The organism is Rhodococcus aetherivorans (genome assembly GCF_011058165.1).
Classification (GTDB): domain Bacteria; phylum Actinomycetota; class Actinomycetes; order Mycobacteriales; family Mycobacteriaceae; genus Rhodococcus; species Rhodococcus aetherivorans.
In genome coordinates this window covers 1-13,401 of record NZ_JAALEG010000125.1, presented here as the reverse complement: position 1 = coordinate 13,401, position 13,401 = coordinate 1, and the positions used below count along the sequence as shown (strand labels likewise).

Sequence of the window (13,401 nt, the reverse complement as noted above, 5' to 3'; positions counted from 1 at the left end):
GCGATCGACACCTTCGTCATGCGCATGGCGAAGAACCTAGCCTTCTTCGCCTCTCGTGCTGCTCGACCCACTGACATCTCCCCTGGTCAGGGAGCGTGTCGCATGGACCACCTGAGTCAGCCTGGATAGACGCGATGTGACATTCGGCCCGGCCGGCTGCGGGTGCCGGCGAGACCTCAGATGTACATCGCAGGATCGATGTAGCAGGCCGGGTCCACGAGTTCCTCGTGCTGCTTGCGGGGGCGGATCGTCGCCGGGATGCCGACGGCGATCGAATCGGCGGGCACGTCGCGCGTGACCACCGCGTTCGCGCCGATCGCGACGTCGTCGCCGATCACCACCGGCCCGAGGACCTTCGCCCCCGCACCGATGGTGACCCGGTTGCCGATGGTGGGGTGCCGCTTGGTCCGCGCCAGCGACCGCCCGCCGAGCGTGACGCCGTGATAGATCATCACGTCTTCGCCGATCTCGGCGGTCTCCCCGATCACCACGCCCATGCCGTGATCGACGAAGAAGCGCCGTCCGATCGTCGCGCCGGGGTGGATCTCGATGCCCGTGAGGAAGCGGGTGAACTGCGCCAGGATGCGGGCCGGTCCCCGCAGCGCCGGCCGCGCCCACATCCGGTGTGCGAGCCGATGCGACCAGATCGCGTGCAGCCCCGAATACACGAGGGCGTTCTCCATGTCACCGCGCGACGCCGGATCGTGGCCGCGGGCCGCCTGCAGGTCTTCCCGGAGGGTGCGCAGAACACTCACGATGCGTTCAGTCCCGGATGTGCTCGAACAGCGGAGTGGAGATGTACCGCTCACCGAAGTCGCAGACCACGGCGACGATGAGCTTGCCGGCGTTCTCCGGACGCTTCGCCAGCTCCAGAGCGGCCCACACGATCGCGCCGGACGAGATGCCGCCGAGAATGCCCTCCTGCGTGCCGAGATCCCGGCCCACGCGGACGGCGTCGTCGAACGAGACGTCGACGATCTCGTCGTAGACCTCGCGGTCGAGCACGTCGGGCACGAAGTTCGCGCCGATGCCCTGGATCTTGTGCGGGCCCGGCTGTCCGCCGGTGAGGATGGGCGAATCGATGGGCTCGACGCCGACGATCTTCACCTCCGGCTTGTATTCCTTGAGCCTGCGGCCCGCGCCGGTGATCGTGCCGCCGGTGCCGATGCCGGCGACGAAGATGTCGACCGCGCCCTCGGTGTCCTTCCAGATCTCCTCACCGGTGGTCTGGTAGTGGATCTCCGGGTTCGCCGGGTTGGCGAACTGGCGGGCGAGGATCGCGTTCTCGGTCTTCGCGACGATCTCCTCCGCCTTCGCGACCGCGCCGGCCATGCCCTCGGAGCCGGGCGTCAGGACGATCTCCGCGCCGAACGCCCGCAGCATCACGCGACGCTCGGTGGACATCGTCTCGGGCATCGTCAGGATGACCTTGTAGCCGCGCGCGGCACCGACCATCGCCAGCGCGATACCGGTGTTGCCGCTGGTCCCCTCGACGATGGTGCCACCGGGGCGCAGCTCACCGGACTTCTCGGCGGCGTCGATGATCGCCACGCCGATCCGGTCCTTGACGCTGTTGGCCGGGTTGTAGAACTCGAGCTTGACCGCGACCTGGGCGCCGAGACCCTCGGTCAGCCGGTTCAGCCGCACGATCGGGGTTCGCCCGACCAGCTCGGTGACATTGTTGTAGATACCGCTCATGGGCCCGATCCTCCTCCCGGTCGCAGTGCCGACCGGATTGGTTCCGTCGTCACCTATTGCATCATTCCGGCGGATGTCCGATTCACGTGGGGAGCCGCACAGCGGTCCGGCCGCCCGGGGACCCACCGGTTTGCCCACCCTGCTCCCGCGGGTAGCCGACGTCATGACTCGTCACCGGCACGCCCGGAACGTCGCCGGCCGGCCGGTCGCAGCCCTGCAGGACAGCACCCCGCTGCGGTAGGGCGTCGCCCACCAGACCCGGCACGGGGCAGGCCCGCCCGCGCCCGGAAGGAGAAACCCGTGTTCGACATCGTCAAGACCGTGGAGAGATCCGGGCGGCAGATCGAGGGGGTCGTCCGTCGCGTCGTCGAACGCACCGGCTCCCACCCCGGTCCCCAGCAGACCGTCACCATCGGCGCACCCCGCGAAACGGTGCAACGGTTCTGGCGCGAGCCCGCCAATCTGTCGCAGGTGTTCGGGGAGCGCACCTCCGTCGCCGCGAGCGGCCCCGACCGCCTCCGGTGGACCTTCGAACTCGGCGCCGACCCGATCACGTGGGAGACGCGCGTGCTCGAGAGCGACGGGGAACTGCAGTTCGTCGCCACCGACGCCGGCGACTCGTCGCAGCCGCCCCGGATCCTGCTGTCGTTCGCCACCGCCCCGCACGGCCTCGGCACCGAGGTGAGCATGCGGGCCGACACCCCGGTGCCCGGCCTGATCACCGGCGCGGCCACGTTCACCGCCCTGTACCGGGCCCGCGCGCTGCTGCAGACCGGCGAGATGCCGACCCTGCGCTGCAATCCCAGCGCCCGCGGCAATCCCAGCGCCCGCGGCAATCCCAGCGCCCGCGGCAATGACAGCGCCCGCGGCAATCACAGCGCCCGCGGCAGCTCCGGTGCCTCCGGACGCGACTCCCGAACGGAAGGATCCCACTGATGCGAGCGCTGTGCTGGATGGGCGTGAACGACCTGTCCGTCGAGACGGTCGAGGACCCGAAGCTGCTCAACCCGCACGACGTGATCGTGGAGGTCCGCCTCACGACCACCTGCGGATCCGATCTGCATTTCATCGACGGCTATCTCCCCGGCATGCGGGAGGGCGACGTGTTCGGGCACGAGTTCATGGGCGACGTCGTCGAGAAGGGCGCGGAGGTCACCTCCGTGAACGTCGGCGACCGCGTCGTCGTGCCGTCGTTCATCGGGTGCGGCGCCTGCTGGTACTGCGACCACGACCTGTACTCGGCGTGTGACACCACCAACCCGAACGCTGCGATGCAGCAGCCGCTGCTCGGCTACCCGTCCGGCGGCATCTACGGCTACACCCACCCGTTCGGCGGGTACCAGGGTTCGCACGCGCAGTACGTGCGGGTGCCGTTCGGCGACGTCAACTGCTTCCCGATCCCCGAGGGGATCACCGACGAGCAGGCCCTGTTCCTCTCCGACGCGGTGCCCACCGGATACATGGGGGCCGACTTCTGCGACATCTCCCCCGGCGACACCGTCGCAGTGTGGGGTGCCGGGGGCGTGGGCCTGATGGCGGCCGTGAGCGCCCGGATCCTCGGCGCCGAACGAGTGATCGTCGTCGACCGCCTGGGCGAACGCCTCGACCTCGCCGCCCGGCTGGGGCTGGAGACGATCGACTACTCCGCCGAGGACAGCATGCAGGAGGCGCTGCGCGAGAGCACCGGCGGCCGCGGACCCGACGCGTGCATCGAGGCGGTCGGCATGGAGGCCCACGGCACCGGCCTGATGCAGATCTACGACCGCGTCAAGCAGGCGCTGCGGATGGAGACCGACCGCGCCACGCCGCTGCGGCAGGCGATCATGGCGTGCCGCAAGGGTGGGGTGGTGTCCGTCCTCGGGGTCTACGGACTCACCGACAAGTTCCCGATGGGCCTGCTCACCAACAAGAGCCTGACCCTGCGCACCGCCCAGCAACACGGACAGCGGTACGTCCCGCGGCTCTTCGAGCACGTGCAGGCCGGCAAGCTCGACCCCAGCCTGTTGATCACCCACGACATGTCGCTCGAGGACTCGGTGCGCGGGTACGAGATGTTCAAGGACAAGAAGGACGGCTGCGTGCGCGCGGTGTTCCGGCCGTGACCCCGGTGCCGGGCCGGCGCCCTGCAACGGGCCGGCGCCCTCCAACGGGCCGGCGCCCTCCAACGGGCCGAATGTCACACACATTCGATCGAATCGAACCTGTGTGACATTCGGCCCACCACCGCTGTCCCGGGGAATGTCGGAAATGTTCAATACGGCCGGCGGAGACGACGCGAGACTCGTCGCATGACGCATTCCGTGAATCCGATCCCCGCCGGCTACACCTCCCTCACGCCGTTCCTCGTCGTCGACGGCGCGGCCCGGGCCGTCGAGTTCTACCGCACGGTCTTCGGCGCCGAGGTCGTCGAACGAACCGACGGGCCCGACGGCACGATCGCGCACGCCGAACTGGACTTCGGGCACGGCCGGCTCCAGCTGAGCGACCCCGCGCCGGCCATGGGGCTGCGCGCGCCCGACGGGACGAACACCGTCGACCATTCCTACGTGCTGTACTGCACCGACGCCGACGCGACGTTCGCCCGCGCGGTCGAGCAGGGTGCGCAGGTCTTCGAGGAACCCTCGACGTTCGTCACCGGAGACCGGTTCGGGACGATCCTCGACCCGTTCGGGCACCGGTGGGCGATCATGACGCGCGTCGAGGACGTCGCGCCCGAAGAGGCACGACGTCGCATCGACGAGTGGCTCGCGAGTCAGTCGTCCTGAGCATCCCTGAAACGCCGAATGTCACATCGGATCGATACAAGCGATCCGATGTGACATTCGGTCGATCAAGGCGTCAGGCGAGGCGCTGCTTCAGGGCCTCGAACTCGTCGCGGATGCCGGAGGGCACCTTCTCGCCGAGGAACTCGAACCACTCCTCGATGAGGGGCAGCTCTTCCTTCCACTCCGCCACGTCGACCTTCAGCGCCTCGTCGACGTCGTCGCGGTCGACGTCGAGGCCCTCGAGGTCGAGGTCCGCGGCGGTCGGCACGAAGCCGATCGGCGTGGTCTGGGCGCCGGCCCGGTGCTCGATGCGGTCGACGATCCACTTGAGCACACGGGAGTTCTCACCGAAGCCCGGCCACAGGAAGCGGCCGTCGTCGCCGCGACGGAACCAGTTGACGTAGAAGATCTTCGGCAGCTTGTCCGCATCCGCGGACTTGCCGATGTTGATCCAGTGGTTCAGGTAGTCGCCGGCGTTGTAACCGATGAACGGCAGCATCGCCATGGGGTCGCGACGGACGGTGCCGACCTTGCCCTCGGCGGCGGCGGTCTGTTCGGACGACAGCGTCGCGCCGAGGAAGGTGCCGTGCTGCCAGTCGAGGGACTCGCTCACCAGCGGCACAGTCGTCTTGCGACGACCGCCGAACAGGATCGCGGAGATCGGCACACCCTGCGGATCGTCCCACTCGGGGGCGAGGATCGGGCACTGCGACATCGGCGTGCAGTAGCGCGAGTTCGGGTGCGCGGCCGGGGTGCCGGACTCGGGAGTCCAGTCGTTGCCCTTCCAATCGATGAGGTGCTCGGGATTGCCTTCCAGGCCCTCCCACCACACGTCGCCGTCGTCGGTCTGCGCGACGTTGGTGTACAGCGTGTTGCCGGCCTCCATCGTCTTCATGGCGTTGGGGTTGGAGCCGTGGTTGGTGCCGGGGGCGACGCCGAAGAAGCCGTACTCCGGGTTCACCGCATACAGCCGGCCGTCCTCACCGAAACGCATCCAGGCGATGTCGTCGCCGAGGGTCTCGGCGCGCCAGCCCGGGATGGTCGGCTGGATCATCGCGAGGTTGGTCTTGCCGCAGGCACTCGGGAACGCGGCCGCCACGTAGTAGGCCTTGTCCTCCGGCGAGATCAGCTTGAGGATCAGCATGTGCTCGGCGAGCCAGCCCTCGTCGTGCGCCATGGCCGAAGCGATACGCAACGAGTAGCACTTCTTGCCGAGCAGGGCGTTGCCGCCGTAGCCGGAGCCGTAGCTCCAGATCTCCCGGTCCTCCGGGAAGTGGGTGATGTACTTGGTGTCGTTGCACGGCCACGGCACGTCCTTCTGGCCGGGCTCGAGCGGCGCACCCACCGAGTGCAGGGCCTTGACGAACGGCTTGTCGGTGCCCAGCTTCTCCAGGGCCGCGGTACCCATGCGGGTCATGATGCGCATGGAGACGACGACGTACTCCGAGTCGGTGATCTCGACGCCGAGCTTCGGGTCGTCCGCGCCGAGCGGGCCCATGCAGAACGGCACCACGTAAAGGGTGCGCCCGCGCATGCTGCCGCGGTACAGCTCGGTCATGGTCGCCCGCATCTCGGCCGGATCCATCCAGTTGTTGGTCGGTCCGGCATCGACCTCGTTGCGCGAGCAGATGAAGGTACGCGACTCGACGCGCGCGACGTCCGACGGGTCGGAGTTGCCCAGGAAGGAATTGGGCTTCTTCTCGTCGTTGAGGCGGGTGAAGGTCCCGGCCTCGACCAGCTGGGTGGTCAGCCGGTCCCATTCCGCGTCGGACCCGTCGGCCCAGACGACCCGGTCGGGCTGAGTGAGTTCGGCGACCTCCTGTACCCATGCGAGCAGCTCGGCGTGCTGGGTCGGGGGCTTGCCATCGGTGCCGTTCAGACCGGGAATGGTCACTGAGGTCATCAAACTCTCCTGGGGTGCGCCGGAACCGGATCCCTCCCCCGACCTGCGACGAACCGTCCCAGGGACCAGCGGCGGACCCGGACTCCCCCTCTCGGCAGGGGTACCACCCGCTTCCTCCGTGGCCGAACGGACGAGGCGGGCGCCGGATGTCCTATTCATAGAGGTTAACGCCGGACTTCGGGGTGATGGCAATCGGGGCCGGTCGGAAATGTCACAGAAACGATTCAGAGGGCGAACACAGTACCCGCCTCGCACGCCCGGGGCACGGGCGATTTGCCTCACTTTCCTCGATCGAGGTGACCTTCGTCAATCCGGGTCCAGTGCTCCGCACCGTCGACGTCGCGCCGGAACTGCCACACCCCGAACCGCCCGTCGTCGCCGAGTTCGGTGACCCGGTCGAACCACCCGTCGGCGTCGGTGTCCGATGCGACGACGAGTGCGTCCGCGGTGGCGAACGTGACGGTGTCGAGCAGCCCGTCGCCGTCGACGTCCACGGCCGGCGGCAGCGCGCCCGGTCCGGCCGGGTCGAGCAGCGCGGGGGCCAGCCCCGGGCCGAACGCGGGACGTCCCGGGACGGGCACGTCGGGCTCCCACACCTCGTCGTCGGTGCCGGCGAATCCGTCCACCATCGCGCGCTCCTCACTGCCGTGTCACACCATCGGACGCTGTCGTCCCACCGGACGCTGTCGTCCTGTTGGACGCGCCCGACCGGCCGGGGGTTCCCGCCCGGGCGAGCACGGCGAGATCGCGCTCGCACGCCGCCAGCTGCCCGGCACGGTCCTCGGCGCGACGTCTCAGCTCGTCGTCGAGGGCGGCGATGCGGTCGCGCGCCGTGGCGAGCCGGGCGGTGCGCGCGACGGCGAGCGCGGACCCGAGCCGGGCCTCCGCGTCGACGATGCGCTCGAGCGCGACGGCCTCGAGCTCGGCGCGCACCTCGACGAGTTCCTCGAGCGCCCACCTGCGCATCCGGTCCCGTTCGGCGAGCCGTCGCCGCACCCGCACCAGCCACCACGCCGCCGCCGCGCCGAGCAGCAGGCTCAGCGGTACCGTCGCCAGCTCGAGCGTGGGCACCAGGGACAGCGGGGACACCGCGACGCGTCCCAGCCCCGCCCCGGCCGACGCGCCGATCAGCACGGTGAGGCGGTCCTCCACGGGACGTCGCGGGGACGGCGGCGCGGACCGCGGGGGCACGGTGGCCGGGCCGGCCGGCTCCGGGTCACCCGGTCCGATCCGGGCCAGCCGCTCGGTGACGACCGTGCCGACCCGGGCGTGCAGGTCGCGGACCACGTCGTCGAGCAGGTGCGGCACGTGCGCCGGGTCCACCGTCTCGATCGCGTCGCGAAATTCGGCGGACGCCGCGCGCACGGCCGCCGCGACGGCCTGCGCGGTGTCGATGCGGGCCCGTTGCAGCTCGGCGCGGAGCCCTCCGTCGTCGGCGGGAGTGGTGGCCCGCAGGCTCCACCGCGCCCGTTCGGCGCGCAGGGCCCCCGTGTCGTCGCCGGCGCGCAGGGCAGCGATCGCCTGCACCACGAGGTGGCGGGTCTCGGCGACGACGGCGGTGCGCAGGGCCCGGCCCGCATGCGGACCCGCGACCAGCGCCGCCGTGAGCGCCTCGTGCAGGTCGACGATCCCGGATTCGAGCCGCAGCACCGCTCCCGCGTCGCCGCCGACAGCACGGGCGCGGGCGGCGAGCGACGTCCCGACGGGCAGCAATGTCACCGGACCGAGCCAGGGTGCGTGCCGTTGCAGCAGCGCGACGTCCCGCTCGTGCACCGCCCGCCAGTCCGGGTGCGCGTCGGTTCCGGTGAGCGCGCACACCACGCGGCCGCTGCCGCGCCCGGCGGACTCGAGGACGGCGAGTTCGGTCCGGCCGAGGTGGGCCGACGCCTCGAACACCATCAGCACGACGGTCGCGGGACCGTCATGGACGTAGTCGACGGCTGGGCCGAGCGCGGTGAGCTCGTCGACGAGCGCCCCGCGGCCGCAGCCGTCGACCCCGGCCACCCGGATCCGCGGCGGGTCCGACGTGGCGTGCAGCCGCGCCCATCCCTCCGGGTTCCAGCGGCGCACGACGTCGCCGACGTCGGGCGGGATCACCGCGACGATCCGGTGAGTTCGTCGAGGGCGGCCTCGATGACGTCGCGGGCTCGCGGGCCGGCACCGATGCCCGCCAGGTCGCGGGCGAGCACGGCGTCGCGGCGGCGGCGCGCGGAACCGAGTCGTTCGACGACCGCCGAGGGTGCGGAGTCGGGCGTGAGGACCGGCCGTCGCACGTGCGCGGCCGCGCGGGCGAACGCGGCCCCGGCATCCTCGAGTCCCTCGGTCCGATCGAGCACGACGACGAGGCGTTCGTCGTCGCGTGTGACGAGCGCCGCCGGATCGGCGGGGCGGACGAGTGCCGCCGGATCGGCGGGGCGGACGAGTGCCGCCAGATCGGCGGGGTGGACGAGTGCCGCCGGATCGGCGGGGCGGACGAGTGCCGCCAGATCGGCGGGGTGGGCCCGCGCCGCGAGCACGAGGAGGACGACATCCGCATCGAGGACCGGTTCGGGCCGGTCCGGCGAGTCGAGCTCCACGGTGTCGACCAGTGCCGACGCCGCGACCGCCGCCTCGACGGCTGCGCGGAGCGCGGGACGGACGGCGCCGCCGCGACCGGCGATCTGCACCCGCAGTGGGGCGTCGTGCCGGTCGAGGGCGCGCTGCACCTGTCGGCCGGCCCGGGCGTCGAACCGGCCGATGTCCTCGACGATCTGCCGCCACCGCGCGTGCGCGGTCCCCGCATCCCCCACCATGACCACCCCCGTGTGTCGCCGCCGATTCTGGCAGAGGCTGCCGTCGACGGCAGCGGCCCGGGGGCACCCTGAGAAAACCCGGCACCCTGAGAAAACACTGTGGTCACTTCAGTCCCTCCTGCCACACACCCTCCCGATACGCGACAATGGTCGGGTGAACGACGCCGATCTGGACACGACCGAGACGCTGGAGCAGCGCCCGACCCGAGGAAACCGTCTGTACCCGCGGGTGACGAGTTTCCGCTCGCGGCGGGGCGCGCTGACGCTCCCGCAGCAGGAGTCGTGGGACCGCTGCTGGCCCGAGCTGGGCCGCGACGTCGGCGACGACCGGCTCGACGTCGGCGCCTGGTTCGGCCGCTCGGCGCCGGTCGTCCTGGAGATCGGCTCCGGCACCGGAACGGCCGCGGTGACGATGGCCCGGACCGAACCGCACGTGAACCTCATCGCCGTCGAGGTCTACAAGCCCGGCATCGCGCAGACGCTGCAGCAGATCGAACGGACCTACGACACCGACACGCCGATCCGGAACCTGCGGATCCTGCGCGGCGACGCGGTCGAGGTACTCGAGCACATGGTGGCCCCCGAGTCGCTGACCGGGGTGCGGGTGTTCTTCCCGGACCCGTGGCCCAAGGCCCGCCACCACAAGCGCCGCCTGCTGCAGCCGCCGACGTTCGCCCTGATCGCGAGCCGGCTGCAGCCGGGCGGCGTGCTGCACGTCGCGACGGACCACGCCGAGTACGCCGAGGCCATCGCCGAGGCGGGCAACGCCGAGCCGTTGCTGACGACGCTCGACTGGGAGTCCCCCATCAGCCACGAGCGCCCCGTCACGAAGTTCGAGGACAAGGCGCAGCGGGTGGGCAGCAGCATCACGGAGCTGGTCTGGGGGAAGATCAGGGCATGAGCGTCCACGAAGAACTGTCCGACGTGTCCGCGGCCCCCACGACGGACGGCACCGAGCGGCACGAGCGGGTGCTGCTCGTGTGGGACGCGCCGAACCTGGACATGGGTCTCGGTGCCATCCTGGGCGGCCGGCCCACCGCCGCCTACCGGCCGCGGTTCGACGCGCTCGGACGGTGGCTGCTCGGCCGCACGTCCGAGCTCTCGCGCACCACGACGGCCACCCTCGACCCCGAGGCGACGGTGTTCACGAACATCGCGCCGGGCAGCGCCGACGTCGTGCGCCCGTGGGTCGAGGCGTTGCGCAACGTCGGCTTCGCGGTGTTCGCCAAGCCGAAGATCGACGAGGACAGCGACGTAGACTCCGACATGTTGCGGCACATCGCGCTGCGACGCAGTGAGGGTCTGGCGGGGGTGATGGTCGCCTCCGCCGACGGGCAGGCGTTCCGGGAACCGCTCGAGGAGATCGCCGCGACCGGCGTGGCGGTGCAGGTCCTCGGTTTCCGCGAGCACGCCAGCTGGGCGGTCACGTCCGAGGTGCTCGACTTCGTCGACCTCGAGGACATCCCGGGGGTGTTCCGTGAGCCGCTGCCACGCGTGAGCCTGGACTCGCTGCCCGACGAGGGCGCCTGGTTGCAGCCGTTCCGACCGCTGTCCGCCCTGCTCGTGGGCCGCAAGAGCGTGGCCGAATAGGAGAGTTTCGTGTTCGACCGCTGGGGAGAGCTCGTCCACCGTGCGCGCTTCACCGTCATCGCGGTGATGGTGGCCGGTCTGCTCGGGCTCGCCGGGTACGGCGCGAGCCTGAACGATCATCTCAGTCAGAGCGGCTGGGACGATCCCGGCTCGGAGTCCGTCGCTGCGGCGAAGCTGGCCGACGGCACCTTCGGCCGCGACACGAACGGCGACGTCCTGGCGTTGTACACGGCGCCGGAGGGCAGGACGGTCGACGATCCGGAGTTCGCGGCGAAGGTCAAGGACAGTCTCAACTCTCTGGTCGCGGACCATCCGGATCAGATCCTGAAGATCAACGGTGCGTACTGGCCGACGAACGGCGCCCCGGCGGTGCCGGCGCTGGCGGACCAGTCGCGGCAGCACGCCGTGGCGTCGGTCGCCATCGCGGGCGACAACGACACCGAGCTGACCAACAACTTCCGTGACGTGAAGGACGAGTTCCTCATCGACGGGGTCGACGTGCAGCTCGCCGGCCTGCAACCGATCTCCGGCGCCCTCAACGACACGATGGCGCAGGACATCAAGCGCATGGAGCTCCTCGCCATCCCGGCGGTCGGAATCCTGCTGTTCTTCGTCTTCGGCGGCGTGATCGCGGCCGCGATGCCGCTGATCACCGGCGGCCTGACGGTCGTCGCTGCGAACGGCATCGTGCGGCTCATCACGAACTTCACCGAGGTCAACTCGTTCGTCGCGCCCGTGGTCTCGCTGATCGGCCTGGGCCTGGCGATCGACTACGGCCTGTTCATGGTGTCCCGGTTCCGCGAGGAACTCGCCGAGGGCTACGCCGCGTCCGCCGCCGTGCGCCGCACGGTGATGACGGCCGGGCGCACCGTGGTGTTCTCCGCCACGATGGTCGTCACCAGCCTCGGCGGCCTGCTGCTGTTCCCGCAGGGCTTCCTCAAGTCCGTCGCGTACGGCGCGATCGCGACGGTGACGCTGGCGGCGATCACCTCGATCACGCTGCTGCCCGCCATGCTCGCCATCCTCGGCCGGAACATCGACAAGTGGGGCTGGTCCCGGTTCGGGCAGATCCAGTCCAACGAGCAGGTCGAGAACAGCATCTGGGGACGGATCACCCGGTGGGTGATGCGCAACCCGCTCAAGGTCACCATCCCCACGGTGATCGGCCTGCTGCTGCTCATCGTGCCGCTGACCGGCATCAAGTTCGGCGGCATCAACGAGACCTACCTGCCGCCCGACCATCCGACGCGGCTCGCCCAGGAACAGTTCGACGAACTGTTCCCCGGCCAGCGCGCGGAGCCGGTGCGCATCGTCGTCCGCGGCGCCGAGGGCGGCGACCTCAACGAGATCATCCAGACGGCCAGCGCGGCCCCCGGCCTGGTGGAGAAGTTCACCATCGAGGGTCCCGCCCGGGACGGCGTCCGCGTCGTCAAGGCCGGGCTCGAGGACCGCAACAACTCCGCCGAGACCATCGACTACCTGCATGCGGCGCAGTGGCCCGACGGCGTGGAGGTGCTCGTCGGCGGCACACCGGCGATCGAACAGGATTCGATCGCCGCGCTGATGAACACGCTGCCGCTGATGGTGACGGTGGTCGTCGTGCTCACGACCCTGCTGATGTTCCTGGCGTTCGGGTCGCTGGTGCTGCCGATCAAGGCGGCGCTGATGAGTGCGCTGGGCCTCGGCGCCACCCTCGGCATCCTGACGTGGATCTTCATCGACGGTCACGGGGCCGGGCCGCTGAACTTCACGCCCGGTCCCATCATGTCGCCGGTGCTCGTGCTGATCATCGCGATCATCTACGGCCTGTCCACCGACTACGAGGTCTTCCTGCTCTCCCGCATGGTCGAGGCCCGCTCGCAGGGGGCGAGCACCACCGAATCCATCCGGATCGGCACGGCGCACACCGGCCGCATCATCACGGCCGCGGCCCTGATCCTGATCGTCGTCACCGGCGCCTTCGGCTTCTCCGAACTGGTGATGATGAAGTACATCGCCTACGGCATGATCGCGGCCCTGATCATCGACGCCACGGTGATCCGCATGCTGCTCGTGCCGGCGACGATGAAACTGCTCGGCGACGACTGCTGGTGGGCACCGGCGTGGATGAAGCGGATCCAGGCCAGGATCGGGCTCGCGGAGCCGATCCTCGACAACGAGCTCATGCCGCAGGACGTGCCGGAGCTGATCACGGTCGGCATGTTCGGTCCGGCGACCGTCGCGGCCACCGGGTCGCACCGCCTGCCCACCGTCGCCGGCGTCGCCACGGACGATCCGATGACGCAGCCGCTGCCGAAGATCGCCGCACCCCGCTCGGCCGCCGAGCAGCGGCGCGTCCGCGACCTGCAGCCGCCACCGCGCCGGTCGGCCCCGCCACGCGCCCCGCGCCCGGCCGAGCCACCGGCACGGGCACCGGAGGACCGGGACCGGCCGCCCCGGCGTCGTCCGGCCGGGGCGACCCCGGCGGCTCCCGGGGCACGGCCGCAGCAGCCGGCGCCGGCAGCGCAGAATCCGTCGGGCCGGATCCCGGCGCCGAATCGGCCCGCTCCCCCGCAGGACCGTCCCCGCCCGCCGGCACCCGAGCCGCAGCAACCGCGCACCGAGCGGCCACCGGCCCCGCAACCGCAGGCGCAGGGTCCCCTGCCCCAGCGCC

General features: G+C 70.7%; 13 protein-coding genes. 7 read left to right on the top strand and 6 right to left on the bottom strand.

The window, feature by feature from the left end:
• Positions 1–176: 176 nt before the first annotated feature.
• Together epsC and cysK are read right to left on the bottom strand one after the other, a co-directional pair.
• Positions 177–755, bottom strand: a complete 579-nt coding sequence (epsC, locus tag G6039_RS28160; protein WP_006940242.1) for a serine O-acetyltransferase EpsC — start codon at positions 753–755, stop codon at positions 177–179.
• 7 nt (positions 756–762) lie between these two features.
• Entirely contained in the window at positions 763–1,698 is a 936-nt protein-coding gene (gene cysK, locus G6039_RS28155; RefSeq protein ID WP_006940240.1) for a cysteine synthase A, read from the bottom strand.
• A 73-nt stretch (positions 1,699–1,771) separates the two neighbouring features.
• Here cysK and G6039_RS28150 point away from each other — a divergent pair, with 73 nt between their 5' ends.
• The 4 genes from G6039_RS28150 to G6039_RS28135 all read left to right on the top strand — a co-directional run bounded on the left by G6039_RS28150 (position 1,772) and on the right by G6039_RS28135 (position 4,463).
• Positions 1,772–1,939, top strand: coding sequence for a hypothetical protein (locus G6039_RS28150; RefSeq protein ID WP_157127555.1), 168 nt, complete (start codon positions 1,772–1,774; stop codon positions 1,937–1,939).
• 59 nt (positions 1,940–1,998) lie between these two features.
• On the top strand, positions 1,999–2,634 hold the full coding sequence (locus tag G6039_RS28145) for an SRPBCC family protein (RefSeq protein ID WP_006940238.1): 636 nt from the start codon (positions 1,999–2,001) through the stop codon (positions 2,632–2,634).
• Positions 2,634–3,800, top strand: a complete 1,167-nt coding sequence (locus tag G6039_RS28140; protein ID WP_006940237.1) for a zinc-dependent alcohol dehydrogenase — start codon at positions 2,634–2,636, stop codon at positions 3,798–3,800. Before G6039_RS28145 ends, G6039_RS28140 begins: the two co-directional genes overlap by 1 nt.
• Before the next feature lie 186 nt (positions 3,801–3,986).
• Positions 3,987–4,463: a VOC family protein gene (locus G6039_RS28135; RefSeq protein ID WP_029546114.1), complete on the top strand. Its 477-nt coding sequence runs from the start codon at positions 3,987–3,989 to the stop codon at positions 4,461–4,463.
• Positions 4,464–4,536: 73 nt separating this feature from the next.
• Here the strand turns inward: G6039_RS28135 and G6039_RS28130 are convergent, their stop codons facing one another.
• From G6039_RS28130 to G6039_RS28115, 4 genes are all read right to left on the bottom strand, one after another.
• Complete coding sequence (locus G6039_RS28130; protein WP_029546116.1) at positions 4,537–6,366, bottom strand: phosphoenolpyruvate carboxykinase (GTP); 1,830 nt, start codon at positions 6,364–6,366, stop codon at positions 4,537–4,539.
• Positions 6,367–6,644: 278 nt separating this feature from the next.
• Complete coding sequence (locus G6039_RS28125; protein ID WP_006940234.1) at positions 6,645–6,995, bottom strand: DUF6802 family protein; 351 nt, start codon at positions 6,993–6,995, stop codon at positions 6,645–6,647.
• Between the two features lie 10 nt (positions 6,996–7,005).
• Positions 7,006–8,463: a hypothetical protein gene (locus G6039_RS28120; protein WP_043802660.1), complete on the bottom strand. Its 1,458-nt coding sequence runs from the start codon at positions 8,461–8,463 to the stop codon at positions 7,006–7,008.
• Positions 8,460–9,158 (bottom strand): hypothetical protein, encoded by a 699-nt coding sequence (locus tag G6039_RS28115; protein ID WP_043802664.1) that lies wholly within the window; start codon positions 9,156–9,158, stop codon positions 8,460–8,462. The genes G6039_RS28120 and G6039_RS28115 overlap by 4 nt, the downstream gene beginning before the upstream one ends.
• Positions 9,159–9,312: 154 nt before the next feature.
• Here G6039_RS28115 and trmB point away from each other — a divergent pair, with 154 nt between their 5' ends.
• The 3 genes from trmB to G6039_RS28100 form a co-directional block, all read left to right on the top strand.
• Positions 9,313–10,059: a tRNA (guanosine(46)-N7)-methyltransferase TrmB gene (gene trmB, locus G6039_RS28110; protein WP_080688647.1), complete on the top strand. Its 747-nt coding sequence runs from the start codon at positions 9,313–9,315 to the stop codon at positions 10,057–10,059.
• Positions 10,056–10,748: an NYN domain-containing protein gene (locus G6039_RS28105; RefSeq protein ID WP_006940232.1), complete on the top strand. Its 693-nt coding sequence runs from the start codon at positions 10,056–10,058 to the stop codon at positions 10,746–10,748. The genes trmB and G6039_RS28105 overlap by 4 nt, the downstream gene beginning before the upstream one ends.
• A gap of 9 nt (positions 10,749–10,757) precedes the next feature.
• Positions 10,758–13,401: MMPL family transporter (locus G6039_RS28100; protein ID WP_164528162.1), on the top strand; the 2,644-nt coding region annotated here is incomplete at its 3' end.